The organism is Teretinema zuelzerae (assembly GCF_021021555.1).
In the GTDB taxonomy this organism is placed as follows: domain Bacteria; phylum Spirochaetota; class Spirochaetia; order Treponematales; family Treponemataceae; genus Teretinema; species Teretinema zuelzerae.
The window spans coordinates 1,519,745-1,536,203 of record NZ_JAINWA010000003.1; the positions used below are offsets into that span (position 1 = coordinate 1,519,745).

General features: G+C 59.8%; 14 protein-coding genes. 8 read left to right on the forward strand and 6 right to left on the reverse strand.

What is annotated here, in order from left to right:
- The first annotated feature begins 252 nt into the window (after nucleotides 1–252).
- Complete coding sequence (locus tag K7J14_RS13840) at nucleotides 253–1,056, forward strand: RluA family pseudouridine synthase (RefSeq protein WP_230757594.1); 804 nt, start codon at nucleotides 253–255, stop codon at nucleotides 1,054–1,056.
- Nucleotides 1,057–1,077: 21 nt separating this feature from the next.
- Here K7J14_RS13840 and K7J14_RS13845 read toward each other — a convergent pair whose 3' ends face one another.
- From K7J14_RS13845 to ptsP, 4 genes are read right to left on the reverse strand one after another with little or no spacing between them, the layout of a single operon-like run.
- Nucleotides 1,078–3,309, reverse strand: coding sequence for a small ribosomal subunit Rsm22 family protein (locus tag K7J14_RS13845; RefSeq protein WP_230757597.1), 2,232 nt, complete (start codon nucleotides 3,307–3,309; stop codon nucleotides 1,078–1,080).
- Nucleotides 3,302–3,625, reverse strand: coding sequence for a MerR family transcriptional regulator (locus K7J14_RS13850; RefSeq protein WP_269062471.1), 324 nt, complete (start codon nucleotides 3,623–3,625; stop codon nucleotides 3,302–3,304). Before K7J14_RS13850 ends, K7J14_RS13845 begins: the two co-directional genes overlap by 8 nt.
- A gap of 10 nt (nucleotides 3,626–3,635) precedes the next feature.
- Entirely contained in the window at nucleotides 3,636–5,060 is a 1,425-nt protein-coding gene (der, locus tag K7J14_RS13855; RefSeq protein ID WP_408033992.1) for a ribosome biogenesis GTPase Der, read from the reverse strand.
- Nucleotides 5,053–6,795, reverse strand: coding sequence for a phosphoenolpyruvate--protein phosphotransferase (ptsP, locus tag K7J14_RS13860; protein WP_230757601.1), 1,743 nt, complete (start codon nucleotides 6,793–6,795; stop codon nucleotides 5,053–5,055). Before ptsP ends, der begins: the two co-directional genes overlap by 8 nt.
- Before the next feature lie 64 nt (nucleotides 6,796–6,859).
- Here ptsP and K7J14_RS13865 point away from each other — a divergent pair, with 64 nt between their 5' ends.
- The 4 genes from K7J14_RS13865 to K7J14_RS13880 are packed head-to-tail and all read left to right on the forward strand — an operon-like array spanning nucleotide 6,860 to nucleotide 12,011.
- Nucleotides 6,860–7,741 (forward strand): GerMN domain-containing protein, encoded by an 882-nt coding sequence (locus tag K7J14_RS13865; RefSeq protein WP_230757603.1) that lies wholly within the window; start codon nucleotides 6,860–6,862, stop codon nucleotides 7,739–7,741.
- Between the two features lie 16 nt (nucleotides 7,742–7,757).
- Entirely contained in the window at nucleotides 7,758–8,717 is a 960-nt protein-coding gene (locus tag K7J14_RS13870; RefSeq protein WP_230757605.1) for an AAA family ATPase, read from the forward strand.
- Complete coding sequence (locus K7J14_RS13875) at nucleotides 8,669–9,964, forward strand: DUF58 domain-containing protein (RefSeq protein WP_230757610.1); 1,296 nt, start codon at nucleotides 8,669–8,671, stop codon at nucleotides 9,962–9,964. The genes K7J14_RS13870 and K7J14_RS13875 overlap by 49 nt, the downstream gene beginning before the upstream one ends.
- Nucleotides 9,948–12,011, forward strand: coding sequence for a transglutaminase-like domain-containing protein (locus K7J14_RS13880; RefSeq protein WP_230757612.1), 2,064 nt, complete (start codon nucleotides 9,948–9,950; stop codon nucleotides 12,009–12,011). Before K7J14_RS13875 ends, K7J14_RS13880 begins: the two co-directional genes overlap by 17 nt.
- Before the next feature lie 8 nt (nucleotides 12,012–12,019).
- On the opposite strand, the gene K7J14_RS13885 is transcribed toward K7J14_RS13880, so the two are convergent.
- Both K7J14_RS13885 and K7J14_RS13890 read right to left on the reverse strand, forming a co-directional pair.
- Entirely contained in the window at nucleotides 12,020–12,823 is an 804-nt protein-coding gene (locus tag K7J14_RS13885; RefSeq protein ID WP_230757614.1) for a TIGR00282 family metallophosphoesterase, read from the reverse strand.
- On the reverse strand, nucleotides 12,813–13,526 hold the full coding sequence (locus K7J14_RS13890) for a metallophosphoesterase family protein (RefSeq protein WP_230757615.1): 714 nt from the start codon (nucleotides 13,524–13,526) through the stop codon (nucleotides 12,813–12,815). The genes K7J14_RS13885 and K7J14_RS13890 overlap by 11 nt, the downstream gene beginning before the upstream one ends.
- A gap of 92 nt (nucleotides 13,527–13,618) precedes the next feature.
- Between K7J14_RS13890 and K7J14_RS13895 the strand changes: the two genes are divergently transcribed.
- From K7J14_RS13895 to K7J14_RS13905, 3 genes are read left to right on the forward strand one after another with little or no spacing between them, the layout of a single operon-like run.
- A complete protein-coding gene (locus K7J14_RS13895) occupies nucleotides 13,619–14,575 on the forward strand; it encodes an ABC transporter substrate-binding protein (protein WP_230757622.1) in 957 nt (318 codons plus the stop codon).
- Nucleotides 14,572–15,618, forward strand: coding sequence for a FecCD family ABC transporter permease (locus tag K7J14_RS13900; RefSeq protein ID WP_230757625.1), 1,047 nt, complete (start codon nucleotides 14,572–14,574; stop codon nucleotides 15,616–15,618). Before K7J14_RS13895 ends, K7J14_RS13900 begins: the two co-directional genes overlap by 4 nt.
- Nucleotides 15,615–16,430: an ABC transporter ATP-binding protein gene (locus tag K7J14_RS13905; protein WP_230757627.1), complete on the forward strand. Its 816-nt coding sequence runs from the start codon at nucleotides 15,615–15,617 to the stop codon at nucleotides 16,428–16,430. The genes K7J14_RS13900 and K7J14_RS13905 overlap by 4 nt, the downstream gene beginning before the upstream one ends.
- Nucleotides 16,431–16,459 lie beyond the last annotated feature (29 nt).

A 16,459-nucleotide genomic window follows, 5' to 3' on the forward strand; every position in this document is an offset into this window, starting at 1 on the left:
ACCGGTTTAGTTAACCGGTTTAAAATGGATTTTACGTCTAGTTAACCGGTTTTGTAAAGAAAAATCTGCTTAGCACCTGAATTTTACTAAACCGGTTCAATTTCTTCATATATATGAAATTTGAGTAGGATTTTTATATGCATCTCCTTCACTGGAATGAAACAATAAAGTGCTATACCAGCCAATGAAACGCGGACTTCAGGAATGGGCGTCGGCGGGGACAGAGGAGGAGGAATCTGTTATAGTGGAGGGATGAAACGGAACGAACCTTTTACAGTACTCTATCAGGACGAAGACATCGTCGTCCTTAATAAATCTTCGGGATTGCTCGTAGCGGCCGACCGCTGGGACCCGGACGCGACGCGCCTCGATCTATTAGCGACTGAAGCGTTATGCAAGGAAGGAGAGCGGCTCTATGCCGTTCACCGCATCGACAAGGATACGTCCGGAATCGTTATCTACGGAAAAAACGAAGAAGCGCACAGAAAGCTCAGCATATCTTTTCAGAACAGGGAAGTCGATAAAACCTATCACGCGCTGGTTCACGGCAGGCCCGCCGAAGAAGAGTTCGAGGTGGACATCCCCCTCCGCGCCGACGGAGACGCAAAGCACCGGACGGTGCGGGACAAGCACAAGGGGAAGGACGCGCGGACGCTGTTCCGCACGCTCGCGGTATGCGGACCCTACGCCTGGCTCGAAGCAAAGCCGATCACCGGACGAACCCATCAGATCAGGGCGCACCTGCAGCTCGAAGGGATCACGATAGTCTGCGATCCGCTGTACGGAAAAACCGATCCGCTGTATTTGTCGAAGATAAAAAGAAAGTGGCGGGGAGACGAACTCGAGGAGAGGCCGCTGCTCGATCGCCTGGGACTGCACGCGTGGAAACTCGTTATCAAGCATCCGACGACCGGAGCGGAAATGGAATTCACCGCCCCGTATCCGAAGGATCTTGAAACAACGCGAAAACAGCTGGCCAGGGTTTTCCGCACCGACCCCTTCGATTCATACGAAGGCTCCTCGACAGAGGAAGGCGAAGAAAACCCGGACGACTAAAGCAAAGCTCCGGGCGTCCGTTTACAGAGTAAGCAGAAGGGCGCCCGTTTTTTCATCCCGCTCAAGCTTGCGTCCGTCGGGACGCGGCACCTTGATGAACGAGCCGGAAACGCAGGTTTTCAGCCAGTCCCCGGCCTCGTACTTTCCAACCAGCAGCACCATGCCCATCTCCGAACAGCCGTAGCGGCCGGTCCGGTATTCAGGCAGACGTATCGGATCGGAAGTCACGCGCACGTCGAGGCTCGCGAACAAGCCCGAAAGCCGGTTCACGACGGACAGATGAGATTCGCCTTCGGCGGACGGAGCGGGCGTTGCGTCTGCGGCTTCCGCAGCGCCGTCTGCATCTTCCGCGGACGAGTCTTTGGCTGCCGGATCGCGGCGGGAGAAAATATACGAAAGAGCGGCGCGGTCTTTGGACAGGCCGGCCGAATCGGATAACTTGTGGAGAGCGGCGGGCGCGTCCGAAGTGTCGAATACGAAGTGGCACCATTTGCCGAAACGCAGTCCGGGCAGCGGGCATTCGTTCGCGTGGGGACAGGGAGACAGGGGAACGAAACCGAGCCGGGCCAGCGAATCTCGAAGAAGGGTGATGAATCGGCCGCCTCTCGGAACTCCGGGCTCGACCACGAGAATCGACGAACGTTCGTCGGCATAGGCGGCGATGTCCGAAGCGTCGTGCTTCGCCTGAGCCTCGATGGGCTGCGGGCTGTCCCAGAACCGCTCGTTGAACATGTTCGCGCAGGCGACCAGAGCGACCCTGCGTCGCAGAGAAACGCCAAACTCTCCGCGCACGCGCACGATCTTCCAGGGCTCGTTTCCCGTTTTCGCCGCGAGAGACAGAAACAGCTCCTCGCCGAGAGACAGGGCGCCCTGCGAAATATCGACGCAATACCAGGTTATCTTTTTATCCCGAAGATCAGGCCGGGCCATCCAAAGCGCGATGGGCAGCGTCAGGGGACCGGAGCCCAGATCGGCGGCGATGTCGCCGTCGTTCAATTCAAGAGGAAGCCGGGCGAATATCTTCGTAAGGCGGACAAGGTTCCACCACTGATAATACCGGACATAAGCCGAGAGAATGGCCGGATCGTTGAGGTAGCCTACGCGGCGCTCCGATCTTTCATCGGTCAATTCATGAGACAGCTCGCGGATTCGTTCGGGCAGCTCCTGAAGTTTTTTACTGTCCAGAGGGGTTACCGACTGGACGAGCTCGGGGAAGGATTCGAGCAAGCTTTTCGTTTCCGGCAGCAGATCTCCGAATACGGGCACGCCCTTTTCCGGAGCATCGAAGCTCCGCGATTTCCGGGGCGAAGATGCGAAATCCCGGTCGCCGCCGCCCTTCCGGAAATCTTCTTTCACATACCTCGGACGGTCGCCGCGTTCGCCGCCGCGGGAGTCCGGGCGGTCGCGAGAGGGGCGCGCGGAGTCGTGCGAGTCGGATCGTTCGCGGGAATAGCCCGAGCCTCGAGGAGCCGCAGAATCGCGGGAGTCGGATCGCTCGCGGGAATAGCTTGAATCCCGGTCGCCGCCGGACGAGGCGCGTCCCTGATAGGGAGCGTCGCGGCCCGGCCGGTCGCCGCGTTCGCCGCCGCGGGAGTCCGGACGGTCGCGAGAGGGGCGCGCGGAGTCGCGCGAGTCGGATCGTTCGCGGGAATAGCCCGAGCCACGAGGAGCCGCAGAATCGCGAGAGTCGGAACGCTCGCGGGAATAGCTGGAATCCCGGTCGCCGCCGGACGAAGCGCGTCCCTGATAGGGAGCGTCGCGGCCCGGCCGGTCGCCGCGTTCGCCGCCGCGGGAGTCCGGACGGTCGCGAGAGGGGCGCGCGGAGTCGCGCGAGTCGGATCGTTCGCGGGAATAGCCCGAGCCCTGAGGAGCCGCGGAGTCGCGCGAGTCGGATCGTTCGCGGGAATAGACTGAGCCCTGAGGAGCCGCAGAATCGCGGGAGTCGGATCGTTCGCGGGAATAGCCCGAGCCTCGAGGAGCCGCAGAATCGCGGGAGTCGGATCGCTCGCGGGAATAGCTTGAATCCCGGTCGCCGCCGGACGAAGCGCGTCCCTGATAGGGAGCGTCGCGGCCCGGCCGGTCGCCGCGTTCGCCGCCGCGGAAGTCCGGGCGGTCGCGAGAGGGGCGCGCGGAGTCGCGCGAGTCGGATCGTTCGCCGCCGGAACTGTCCTTCTTCGAAGGCTTCGGGTGGCGTTTTTTCTTTTCTACGATGTTTTCCCAAAAGGGCTTCCGGGTTTGATCTTTATCAGTCATCTTTCCATTTCCTTGCGATCCCGAGGACCGCTTCCAATTGCTGCCGGATTTCCGATATTTCCCTTCGTCGATCGAGGAAGGCCGGATCCGTTAATTCCTCCAGAAGCCGCTCTCCGGCGCCTTCCAGCGTAAATTTTCTATTCTGCACAAGGTGCTTCAAACGAAGCACAAGCTCCAAATCGCGGTCGCCGTAAAAACGCCTGCCCTGCCCGTCCTTACGCGGACGGATGAAGGGAACCGCTTCCTCCCAATACCGGAGGACATGAGCTTTTAAGCCTGTGCGTTCTTCCATTTCACCGATCGAATACTCGGCCATAGAAGCGAACTCACTCGCCCCGTTCTTCCCATCGTTTTCGGCTTCCCTTCACTTCCAGAACCACCGGTATGTGGTCGAATCCGAGATCCCTGCGGATACGGTTACGGATATAGGCAAGATACGAGTCGGTCACGGCTTCCGGCCGCGTCGCGAATAAAAGGAATTTGACGGGATTAGCCTGAGTTTGAATCATGTAGCGAATTTTGAATTTATTGGTTCTGCCCTGGGGGGGAGGCGAGGCCGCGACCCAATCCGTGAGAGCGAGATTCACCGCTGAGGTATCAATCTTGCGCGAAAGTTCGTTGTAGAGCATGACGGCTGTGTTGAGAAGCTCCTTGATCCCGTCTCCTTCCAGAGCAGACAAGGATAGCACGGGAGCGTACTCCATCTGGGCGAACATAACCTTGATATTGCGGACCGCTTCCTTGAAGGTTTTCTTGTCCTGATCCATCAAGTCCCATTTGTTGAGAACGAACACCACGCCCAGGCCCCTGCTGGAAGCATGCGCGATGATCTTTTTGTCCTGCTCGGCAAGGCCCTCGCGGGCGTCGATCATGTGGAACACGACGTCCGCGTCATTGAGAGTCTTGATGGCCCTGTTGACGGAATAATATTCGATATCCTCGTGAACTCGGCTCTTGCGCCGGATTCCCGCCGTATCGAGCACGGTAAAGGTATGTCCGCGGTATTCGAAATCGCCTTCCACCACGTCCCTGGTAGTTCCTGCGATATCGGACACGATCGAGGCTTCGGTTCCGGTAAGCCGGTTCGAAAGCGTGGATTTCCCGGTATTAGGCTTCCCGACGATCGCGATGCGGATCTTCTTTTCCTCTTCGCCTTCTTCGACCTTGGAAAAATCGAGGCGGGAGGTGATTTCTTCGCTCAGCTCCAGCATGTTGTCGCCGTGTTCGGCCGAAATGCAGAGAACCTGATCGAAGCCGTACTGGAGAAAGTTCCACGCGTCGGCTTCCCGCCGGCCGCCTTCCGTCTTATTGACGGCTACCAAAAGGCGGTTGCGGTACGGGCGAAGGAGCTGTATGAACTCTTCATCCTCGGCCGTAGCAGTGCCGGCCTCGAGCAGAAGCAGGATAAGATCGGCCTTCTTCAGCGCCGCGAGCGTTTTTTCCACGACGAGTTCGTCCATGATCGCTTCGACGGTTCCGTGTTCGCGCTCAAGCTTGAAACCGCCGGTGTCCATGATGCGCATCGGTTTGCCGTTGACGAAGGCAGTCTCTTCAATAGGGTCGCGGGTAACGCCGGGGGTCGGATCGGTGATGGCCCTCCGCTTGCGGAGCATGCGGTTGAACAGGGTCGATTTTCCGACATTCGGTCTGCCGACGATCACCAGCAGCGGAAGGTTCTTCCATTGTTTGGTTTCGTCGAACTCTCTCTGGAGAACGGCTTCGTCCTCGGTATTCATATCATCTTCATTCATACGTCTTCAGTTTTTCCTGTACTAGTTTCCTGATTTCTCGGGCCGCCGACAATTCCATCGCGGCGGATGCGAGCTCCTGGGCCTCAGGCAGCGACACTCTGGCCATCAGCGTCTTCACGCGCTGTATCTGCGGCACGGCCATGCTGAACGTCCGCAATCCCAACCCCGCGAGCAGCACGGCGGCGGAAGGATCTCCGGCCATCTCGCCGCACATGGACACATCGATGCCGGAACGGTTCGCCGCTTCGATGGTGTGCTTCACGAGACGCAAAACAGCCGGGTTGTAGCAGTCGAACAAATGGGCGACCTTCGCGTTCTCCCTGTCAACCGCCATCGTGTATTGTATGAGATCGTTCGTGCCGATGGACATGAAATCGATTTTCTGCGCAAGCAGATCCGCGCAAACGGCGGCCGACGGCACTTCGATCATGATTCCCGTTTTAACCTTTTTATTGTACGGCAGTTCGTCCCTGTCGCACTCTTCCTTCGCTTCCTCCAGCACGTCCAGAACGGCATCCAGTTCCTCGATATTCGATATCATGGGGAACATGATGCGCAGGTCGCCGAAAACGCTGGCCCGCAAGAGCGCGCGCAGCTGTTCCTTGAACATTTCCCTCCGATCGAGGCAGTAGCGCACCGCGCGCCAGCCCAACAGGGGATTCTTCTCGCCGAGCTCGATCTGCTCTCCGATCATCTTGTCGGCGCCCGCGTCGAGCGTGCGGATGACTACCGGAGCGCCCTTCATCGCCTCGGCGGCCTTGCGATACGATTCGAACTGCGATTCTTCGTCCGGAAAGACGGACGCCGCCAGATATAAAAATTCCGACCGGAACAAACCGATGCCTTCGGCCCCGTCTTCAAGAGCGGGAAACGCTTCGTCGGCGAGGGCGATGTTCGCGTACAAGTTCAGCGCGGTTCCGTCCCTGGTCTGGGAGCGGGCGTGCATGATTTTCGCTTTCTGAATCGTCGAATCGAGAAGGCGGCTTTTCTCCGCGTGGATGCGCGAGTTCCACGAATTTAGAGCGTCCTTCGTAGGCTGAGCGACAACCAGGCCGTCGGTACCGTCGAGTACGACGGATTCGTTGTCTCCGATGAAACGGAGGGCGTCCCGTATGCCCATGACCGCGGGAATGCGCCACGCGCGGGCGAGAATGGCGACATGGCTCGTCGCTCCGCCTTCCTCCAGTATTATGCCGACGACTCCGGAATCCCGCAGCGATATCGCTTCGGAAGGGCGGAGATTCTTCGCCACAAGAACGGTTCCGGGAGGAATGAACCGGCTGCGCTGCGAATACCCGCCGGCGCCGGTTTCAAGCAAATGGCCCATCACGCGGTCGAAGGCGTCTTCGATATCTGTAGCGCGTTCGGCGAGATACGAATCCCCGGTCCGGCGCAACAGCGAAATCGCTTCGTCGACCTTATCCTTCAGGGCTGCCTCGATGTTGATGAGGGATGTGTCAAGATACGCGCGGATCTGCGGAATAAACTCGGGATCCGACAGCATTAACAGGTGCGCGTCGAGAATTTCGGACTGTTCCTGCGAGCGGTCGTCTTTTAAAAGGGCGATTTCAGAGCGGGATAGAGAAAGGGCTGTTTCGAACCGATTCCAATGGGTTCCCGTTTCCTCCGCCCGGATGGAATGGCGGGGGATGTCGACCGGAGGCTCATCCCTCATGCAAAAAGCCGGCCCGATTACAATCCCGCTGGAGGCCGGCAGCCCTTCTAGTTTTCTCACGCCTAACACTATAACGCAAAAAAACAGCCTTGCATACAGCCCTGATTCAGCGTATCATGACCCCATGCCGGACAAAAAGAAGAAAAAATCAGCCTCTTTGGGATGCCTTTTCTGGATCGCATTCATACTTCTTGTACTCATACTTTTCTTCCTGAAGCGCGACACGATTTCCTCAGTTCTCGAAAAAACAGGAATCGCCGATACGCTCTTCCGCAATAAAACAGTAACTATCGAATCCGACGAACCGGCGATACCCTCCGTAAAAAAAACGGACGGAGACGAGCCGCTCCTCATCGTTCCAGCCCCTCAACCCGCCGCGGAAAGCGAAGCGGAACCCGCAGAGCCCCAAAAGACAGAGAGCCCGAAAAGCGTTGAGGCAGCGGAGAAACCCGCTCCGGCAAAAGAGGCCGAACCGAAGCCCGTCCCCGAAAAAACCGCCGACCGCAATACCGACACCAAGCCCGCCGCGGCGGCTGAAAAACCGGCGGCGAAGCCGTCGCGGACTCCGGCCGAAAAGCCGGTTCCGCAGAGAAAGGCCCAGCTCTGGTTCGTGGTTATAGACGGAGACGGACGGGTGCTGAGAAAACAGGTCGCCCGGGAAGTCCCCAAGACCGATTCGCCCCTGGCGGACAGCCTTGCCTCTCTTTTCTCCGGCCCCAACGCCGCCGAGGAAAAAAAGGGATTCAGGACGCTCATCCCTCCGGGAACAAAACTCCTGTCCGCTACTGTTAAAGACGGAGTCGCCACCCTCAATTTCAACGACGCGTTCCAGTTCAATCAGTTCGGCATCGAAGGATTCATCGGACAGCTCGCGCAGATCGTCTTCACCGCGACCGAATTTCCCACCGTAGTCTCGGTTCAAATATTGATAGAGGGGCAGCGCAAGGAATACCTGGGCGGCGAAGGCGTTTGGATCGGCACGCCCCTGTCCAGGGACAAATTCTAACTTTCAGGAGACACCGATGAACAGCGAGGAAGAGCTTCGAACGACGGCAACGCTTGTACGGGAGATCGAAGCATCGGTCTCAGAGATTTTCATCGGATCCCCGCATCTCGTGCGCCTCGCGGTCCTCGGCCTCGTCGGCTCTCTGCACGTTCTTATAGAAGACATCCCGGGAGTCGGCAAAACGACGCTCGCCCTCTCGCTCGCCGAAGCAGCCGGCCTCGGCTTTTCGCGCATCCAGTTCACCCCGGATCTATTGCCCGCAGACGTGCTCGGCATGAACGTATGGGACCCGGAATCCCGAAACTTCGTATTCCGTCCGGGCCCCATAGAAGCCCAGGCAGTGCTCGCGGACGAGCTCAACAGAACCTCGCCCCGCACCCAATCGGCCTTTCTCGAGGCGATGCAGGAAGAACAGATCACCATAGACGGCATTTCCAGAAAACTGCCGGAGCCTTTTTTCCTCATAGCCACCCAGAACCCGGGAGCATTCACCGGAACCTTCCCGCTGCCGGAAGCGGAGCTCGACCGGTTCGGCCTCTCGTTTCAGCTCGGCTATCCGGACGCGAAGGACGAAACCGAAATACTGAAAATCAAAACCCATCCGAACCGCAGGCTTCGCGCCAGAACCGTCGCGTCCCCGGCCGATATCGCGGCAGCGCGGAATTCCGTGCTTTCAGTGCATGTCTCGGAACCTCTGCGCGAATACATCGTATCAGTCGCGAGGGCGACCCGGGATCACCCTGACATCCGGCTGGGAGCGAGCCCCCGCGCGGCGATCACACTGCAACAGGCCGCCCGGGCCGCCGCGGCGGCGGACGGACGCGACTTCGCGATCCCGGAGGATGTCGAAAACCTCGCGCCGGCGGTTCTCGCCCACCGCATCCAGCTTTCCCCCCAGGCGCGGCTTGCCCGCCTCGACGCCCCGGAATGCGTCCGGAGAATCGCGGCCTCGATCCCAAAGCCGACGGGACTGTAGCCGGAATGCGCGTCGGAATCTCACCGGGGCCGCTGATTCTCTGGTCTTCGCTCTCGCTGATTCTGATCACCTTCGACGGCCTCGCCGGCTACCTGTCCGAAATTGCGGCCCTCGTCATCCCTATCGCGCTGATCTGTTCCTTCGCGCACACGTTCTATTCGATGCACGCCTGCACCTTTCATCAGCGTTTTTCTACCGACCATCCGCTGAAAGGCGAAACGGTGGAATACGAATTGACGCTGGTGAACGGAGGAATGCTGCCCCTGGGACGGGGAGACTGCTCCTTCGCCGATCCCGGCCCCCTCGGCTCTTTTTCAAAGCCGGCAGAATTTCCGGTGCGCCCGGAAGAAACACGCATATACGCCGCCGATATACGCTGCGCCTATCGGGGCACCTACAATATCGGACTCACCTCGATCGTCTTTTCGGATCTTTTCGGCATACTCAGACTCGAAGAGCCGATCGAACCGCGCGTTTTCTACGTATACCCGGAATTGCTGCGGCTCGATCCCTCAGTTGAAAAACTCGCAGCTTCGTCCGGCCGTGACCGGGCGGGAGAAACAACCGGAGAGGACGACCCGGCCATTTTTGAATATATCGCGCCCATGGAACGGGACAGACGGGGAAAACGCATCGCCTGGAAATACTGGGCATCCCGGGGATTCCCGGCGGTGATAACGCCCGGCCGTTCCGAGTCGGCGGGGATCCGCATCGTTCTGGATTTGTGGAAGAGCGCCGAGGAAGCCGATGAACGACTCCCGAGCGAAGACGCGGCCGCAAGCGCCGCGTTTTCCGTCATGCAGGAAATGTCGAAGCGAAACATTCCGGTCGAATTCTACGCGGGAGGAGCCCCTTCGCCCGTACACGTTCTTTCCGAATCGGATTTCAGGGCCCTGTTCGATCAATCGCCCAATCTCATCTTTTCCGAAACCGAGCCTCCGGCAAAAGCCTTCGAATGGGGACAGAGCACGCTTCTCATATCCACGCGCCCGCTTACCGCCGCCGCTGACGGCCGCGCGCCGCTTTTCTCCCTTTTCGAATGCGCCATCGCGGCGGGAAACGCTCCGCACCTCCTCCTCTGTCCCCCGCCCTGCCGAGCGGACAGCGAAAAAGAAAACCTCGACGCTCTCGAAGCCCTCGCGGAAGGGATGCGGTCAGCGCAGAGCGAAGGCAAAATACGCAGCTTATTGCGAATAGCGGATTCCCGAAAGGGGACAGAGGAGATCGCCCATGCGCTCCGCCTCTGACGCCCGAAGGCAAGAAAAACGTCCCGGACGCGGACGGAAGAATCGTTTCGCAGCCGCGGCAATAGCGCTTTCTCTCGCTCTTTTGGACGCGCTCCTGGTATGGCTGTTCGACCGCGTTCTCAAAGCGGAAGGGCCGATTTCCCTCTTGCTGGCATGGACGGCTTCGTCCAGCTGCATCCTTTTTCTGTATTTCGCGGCCCCGAATACCGCAAGGCAGAACAGCGCGAAAAGACAGATCCGCAGGGCCGTTCACACAGCCCTCCTCCTTATACCCGCCGCCGGCGCGCTCACTGTTCTGCTACAGGTGCATATCGCGCGGAGATCCCTCGCGGAAGCGTGGCTCGACCTTGCGCGGAGGGGACAGGCCTTCGGCTTTTTTTCGTTCTTCGCCGCGGAACTCTACGCCCTCTTTCTGCTCGGACCGGCGATTCTGCTCGCGCGCAAACGCTTCGCCGCCGCGGCATTCGCTTTTCTCTTGATACACGGATTGTGCGCCGGATTAATCCTCGGCAGCCCGCTTCTCCTCTTTTTTTCCCTCATCCTGACGATCGGTCTGCTCGCCAGCCTCCAGAGCGAGAAATCCGCAGAACGGTCTTTTTTGGCCGGGGTGAAACGAAGACTGCTCCAAACGGCCGCCCCTCTCGGCGCAACGCTCGCAGTCGCCGTACTCGCCGCGGCCGGAGGACTTGCACGCTCGGATCTGCTCAAAATCCCCGCGCCCGATCTTGCGCCCCTCATCCTGAAAATCGCGCCGTCATTCCCCCTCGTCCGGGATATTCCGGGCTACGGTTTCACCGTCGGAGAAGGAAGCCTTCCGCAATCGGTATGGCTCTCTCCGCGTCCGCTCTACCGCATTCAGGGGACGCCGAACAAGGTCTATTATCTTACCTCGAATCTGTTCGAACGGTGGGACGGACTCTCATGGAGCTTCAGCGCGGACCAGACCGCGGAAGAAAGCCCGATACGGCTGGCCCGGGACGGAGAGCTCCGCGCAGCCGAGGTAGAGCTTCAGCTTCTGGAAGACTTTTATCCCGGCTTTCCGCTCCCGGAGGACGCGGCCGCGGCCATCATTCCGGACTCGGCTCCCGGAAAAGCCCGCGTTTCCAGCCATGAAGGACTCCTCTTCGAACCGACGGCGCACCGGGGGCTTTCCGTCCGCTTCGCCCGGAGCCCGGCAAACCCGGAAAGGGACGCGGAGGGAGAGCCGACCCTGTCCGGCGGAATGCCTTCTCCGCCGGGTGCGGAAACGGTCAGTCCGAGCGGAAGCGCCCGCCTGAAAAAGCTTGCCGAAGAGCTTCGCAGGGCGAATCCGGACGACGAAGCATACCTTCAGGCCCTGACGGCTTATTTTTCGGATGGTTTTTCCTATTCACTGGATACAGGATCCTCGATCGAAGGGCTTCAGGGGATAGAAAATTTTCTCTTCACGCGGAGATCGGGCTTCTGCCTCTGGTACGCCAGCGCCTTCGTCCTCCTCGCAAGAGACGGCGGGCTGCCGGCGCGACTCGCGGAGGGCTACCGCATTCAAACCGATTCGGCCGGGCGGGGAACGGTTACCGGAAACCACGCCCACGCATGGCCGGAAGTGTTTTTCGAAGGCGAATGGACGCGCTTCGAGCCGACTCCGCCCTTCAGGGAGGAGAACCCCTTCCTGCGAATCCGCAGAAGGGACCAGGGCGCGATGAGGCAGATTTCAGCGGCCTTGGGCGCCGATGCCCAACAGGAGAGCCCCTCGTCTTCAGCCCAAACCGGATATAGAGAAATTTTGAAGAAAACCGGGAAGATCGCTGCCGCCGCCGTTCTCGCCGCAGCGATGGGCGCGTTCGCGTTCAGAAGCGCGCAAAGCCCGCGTCGAAAGCTTCGGAGAAGGGCGAGGAAGCTGGTGCGAAAGGCGAAGGCGAAGGGAATAGACGGCCCTGATTCGACGGGCTGGGTGCGATGGGCGGAAAAAGCCGGCGCGACCTTCCCGCAAAAAAAGTCTGTTATCGGCGAAACCGCGGAACGGATGATTCGATCGACCTTCGGAAAACCGGAAGCCGAAAGGTAAAAAGAGCCTTATTGCTTTTCGCGCAGGGCGATCCGCTCGACTCTGACCGCGCGCCCTGAAACGGGATCGTAATCGACCACGAGGCCGCGGAGGCTTCCCGGACCGTCCCGGGGTTCGAGCTTGTACAATACCTGCGAAAGATTCCGTTTCACGGCGTTTTCTGGATCGACCCCGATAACCGAATCGTCGGCGCCGGTCATCCCCAGATCGGTCATGTAGGCTGTTCCTCCGGCGAATATCCGTTCGTCGGCAGTCTGCACATGAGTGTGAGTCCCAACCACGGCGGCGGCCCGGCCGTCAAGATACAACCCCATCGCTTCCTTTTCCCGGTTGGATTCCGCATGAAAATCGACGATCGCCGGAAACGGAGCGGCCTCGGCCTTCCAGGACTCGAGTACGGCATCCGCGCGGCGGAAGGGGCAGTCCATCGGATACATATCCTCCCGGCCCAGGAGATTTATTACGCCGAAGCGGAAGCCGTTTTTTTCGAATATTCCGAAGCCCCTGCCGGGAGTCCCCTCGGGAAAGTTGGCAGGGCGAAGAATCTGCTCGCGAGACTCGAGCACCGGCCAGAAATCCCTTTTTTCAAAGGTATGGTTTCCGCCGGTAACGACGTCCACTCCCGCAAGAAAGAGCTTTTCCGCGTCCTCGGGCGAAAGCCCGATGCCGAAGGTGGCGTTCTCGGCGTTCATTACGACGGCGTCGATCCGCGCTGTTTGAATAAATTCGGGAAGAAGAGTCGTCGCGCACCGCATTCCGGCCGCGCCGAACACGTCCCCTGCGAGAAAAAATCGGAATATGTCAGTCCTCATCGGTATAAACGCCAGTCCTTAAGCTGTTGATGATCCCCGTGCGCCAGGGCACTTCGCGCTCCAGAAGGGCGTCGACGGTGCGGTCGATATCATAGGGAATGCGGACCACCTCGAAATCGGCCCGCTCTTCCGTGATATGAACGATCCCGAAAGACGCTCTGCTGTCGCTGTCCAGGGGCTTTCCCAAACTGCCGGGATTCAGAATCCGGGCCTTCCCTACAGTCTGATTCCGCGGCACATGGGTGTGGCCGCAAATGTACAGGATATTTCGGGAGGAATCAATCGAGTCGGCGTCGAGCGTTTCTTCGTCGGAACCGTGACGTCCGTGAATCATGTCCAAATGGAAGGAACCGGCGTCCGCCTGGAAGCGGATCTTGAGGGCGCGAAGCCACGCGAGGTTTTCCGGCGACAGCTGGGAGCGGGTCCATCGGCTGTGCAGAACGCCCTCATGGCTGCCGAAATAGGGGTTATGGTCGAGCGCGTGTTCGTTGATGACGTACCGGTCGTGATTGCCGGCGAGGAAAACCTTCGCGGGGTATGAACGAAGAAGCGAGATGGTTTCTTCGGGAAAGGGTCCGAGGTTGATGTAATCCCCCAGAAAAAACACCGGTTGGCCGTCAAGCTCATTTTCCTTCAGATAACTGAAGAACGCCTCCAGGGCGGGAAGATTCGCATGGATGTCGGAAGCAAGAATGAGCTTCATATCCAGACGAGTATAGACCCTCCCCGATAAATTATCAATGAATCATTTTTCCGCCCGTTGATTGTAAAACAGATGGCCGGTATAGTTGCCCCATGACCGAAACATTCGCACCGCGCGCGCGCGCCACAGCGCTCGCCCTCCTTTTCGCCCTCTTCGCAGCCTCCTGCGGCGTACGCAAAACGCCCGCCGGAACAAACGCGCAAGGCGCCTCCTCTGTCCCCGAAGCCTCGCGACTCGGATCCCCCGTGAAAATAGCGAGCCTCGCTCCCGCCTACACCAAAACCCTCGTCCGCCTCGGACTCGCGGACTCGATAATCGCGGTCGACTCCTGGTCGAAAGACATCCCCGGAGTACCCGGCGGCGCGGAGGCCTTCGACATGATGCGGCCCGACAGCGAAAAACTCGCCCTCCTCCAGCCGGACATCCTCTTTGTGTCGGAAATGACCAAGGCGGGAACGGCGGCGGATCCCTTCAGCCTGTTGGGCGCGCTCGGGATACGGGTCGTCTACCTGGAAACGCCGGCAACGCTCGCGGAAATCGCGTCTCAAATAGAAGGAATCGCGCGCGAGTGCGGCCGGGAAGAGGAAGGAAGAACGCTGATCTCGGACATGAACGGAAAAATCGCGCGCGTAGCGGAAAAGGCCCGGACCATCCCGCAAGATAAACGGAAAACGGTGTATTTCGAACTATCGCCCGCGCCGAACCTGTACAGCTTCGGTTCGGGGGTATATCTGGACGAGCTGATAACCCTCGCCGGAGGAGCCAACATCCTCTCATCCTATAAAGGTTGGATGGCGGTTGGAGGAGAAACGGTAGCGGCCCGGAATCCCGACGTCATTTTAACGAACGTCTCTTTTCTGAGCGATCCGGCCGGCGAAATTTCCTCCCGGGCCGGATGGCGCGGAGTCCGGGCGGTACAGACCGGACAGGTCTATCAAATAAACCCGGACGCGAGCAGCCAGCCGGCCCCGGGAATAGAAGACGCGCTGGAAGAAATCGCGCGCGCGATATATCCTGAATACTTTCCAACGGAGAGCGCAAACAAGTGAAGATTCCTTTCTGGGCGATTCTGGTTCTCGGCATAGCGGGCTCCCTCGCCATGCTCTGCATAGCCGCGCTCGCGGGAACGGCAGACATAGACCCCGTTACGGGACTGCGCATCCTCGCAGGAGCTTTTTCCGCATCTCCTCTGTCCCCGGACATATCCCCGGCGGCGGCCGGAATAATTCTCGACATACGGCTGCCCCGCATCCTCCTCGCCTGGCTCGCCGGAGCCGCCGTATCGGTTAGCGGAGCGATCATGCAATCGGTCCTGCGCAACCCCCTGGCATCCCCGTTCACCCTCGGCGTCTCCGCGGGAGCATCCCTCGGCTCAGGCCTGGTCATGCTCGCGGGCACCGCCTTCCCCTTCGCCGGGGCTCTCGCCATTCTCTCCGGACTTGCGGTCCCAGCCGCGGGCTTTGTTTCAGGCCTTGCGGCGATATTCCTCCTTCTCGCCTTCTCCCGCTCCCTCGACCCCCGGCTCGACACGCACACGGTAATCCTCTCGGGCATGGTGCTCTCCCTCTTCATCAACGCGGCCCTCACCCTCGTCTCCGCCCTCGCCGGCCAGGAGATGAGCCGCCTCATCCTCTGGCAGATGGGCAGCTTCGCCCTCAAGGGCTGGACTCCGGTAGCCGTACTGGCCCTTCCCGTTTTTCTCGGAATACTCGCCGCGACGGCATACTCCCGCGAACTGGACATACTCACCTTCGGAGACGAAGAAGCCTCAGCTATCGGCGTAGACATTAAAAAGCACCGCGGAATCCTCATCGCCCTCGCATCCGCCCTCACCGGCGCCACGGTCGCCTTCGTCGGAGTCATAGGCTTCGTCGATCTCGCCGTGCCCCATCTCGTCAGAAAAATAACCGGGCCCGGCCACCTCAAGGCGATTCCGCTTTCCGCGCTGGCAGGGGGAAGCGCGATGGTTCTCGCAGACCTCGCGGCGCGGACGCTCATTCCCCCGCTCGATCTCCCGGTGGGAGCCATTACCGCGATCGCCGGAGCCCCGGTCTTCGCCTTCATCTACCTTTCCGGGAGGACGAAAGGATGAGCGCCGACATTCTCCGGGTAACCGGACTCTCCGCCGACTATCCCCGCCGCAAGCAGAGCTCCCGAAAAGACGGACCGATACTCAAGGGCATCGATTTCACCCTCGCGGAAGGACAAAAACTCTGCATCATCGGCCCCAACGGCTGCGGCAAAACGACCCTCCTGCGAGCCCTCGCCGGCATTCTTCCCTACCAGGGCTCGATACTCCTGCGCTCGCCCGGCGCGGACGGCGGCTGGAAAGAACGCAACACGCTGACGAGCCGCGAAGCCGCGACTAAAATCGGCCTGCTCTCCCAGCTTTCCCAAAACCCCTGGCCCTTCACCGTCCGCGAAACCGTCTCCCTCGGCAGGTACGCCCGAAGCACCGGACTCTTCCCCGACTCTGTTCAAAAGAAGGCGGATTCCGACGCGATCTCCGGCTCCATGCAGGCGTGCGGAATCGCCTCCATTTCTGAAACTCCCGTGACGGAGCTTTCAGGCGGACAGCTCCAGCGGGTTTTTCTCTCCCGCGCGCTCGCTCAGGAACCGTCGATACTCCTCCTCGACGAGCCTACCAACCATCTGGATCTCCGCCACCAGCTCGACCTTCTCTCCCATATCGACGCATGGAGCGCGCAGGGCGGACGCGCCGTCATCGGCGTCTTTCACGACCTCAACCTCGCCTCCCGCTTCGCAGACGCCGTAATTCTGATGGAAGACGGCCGCGCGGCCTGCTCAGGACCGGCAAAAGACGTCCTCAGGGGAGAAGAGATCAACCGCGTGTACGGCATGGACGTGGCGCGCACGATCGGCGAGCTTTTACAAAACTGGTGATATCTGTTATCTTTCAGCTTGAAGCGTTT

Coding starts and splice junctions, on each gene's coding strand:
- K7J14_RS13840 (WP_230757594.1), top strand. CDS start 253: ATGAAACGGAACGAACCTTTTACAGTACTCTATCAGGACGAAGACATC.
- K7J14_RS13845 (WP_230757597.1), bottom strand. CDS start 3,309: ATGACTGATAAAGATCAAACCCGGAAGCCCTTTTGGGAAAACATCGTA.
- K7J14_RS13850 (WP_269062471.1), bottom strand. CDS start 3,625: ATGGCCGAGTATTCGATCGGTGAAATGGAAGAACGCACAGGCTTAAAA.
- der (WP_408033992.1), bottom strand. CDS start 5,060: ATGAATGAAGATGATATGAATACCGAGGACGAAGCCGTTCTCCAGAGA.
- K7J14_RS13865 (WP_230757603.1), top strand. CDS start 6,860: ATGCCGGACAAAAAGAAGAAAAAATCAGCCTCTTTGGGATGCCTTTTC.
- K7J14_RS13870 (WP_230757605.1), top strand. CDS start 7,758: ATGAACAGCGAGGAAGAGCTTCGAACGACGGCAACGCTTGTACGGGAG.
- K7J14_RS13875 (WP_230757610.1), top strand. CDS start 8,669: ATGCGTCCGGAGAATCGCGGCCTCGATCCCAAAGCCGACGGGACTGTA.
- K7J14_RS13880 (WP_230757612.1), top strand. CDS start 9,948: ATGCGCTCCGCCTCTGACGCCCGAAGGCAAGAAAAACGTCCCGGACGC.
- K7J14_RS13885 (WP_230757614.1), bottom strand. CDS start 12,823: ATGAGGACTGACATATTCCGATTTTTTCTCGCAGGGGACGTGTTCGGC.
- K7J14_RS13890 (WP_230757615.1), bottom strand. CDS start 13,526: ATGAAGCTCATTCTTGCTTCCGACATCCATGCGAATCTTCCCGCCCTG.
- K7J14_RS13895 (WP_230757622.1), top strand. CDS start 13,619: ATGACCGAAACATTCGCACCGCGCGCGCGCGCCACAGCGCTCGCCCTC.
- K7J14_RS13905 (WP_230757627.1), top strand. CDS start 15,615: ATGAGCGCCGACATTCTCCGGGTAACCGGACTCTCCGCCGACTATCCC.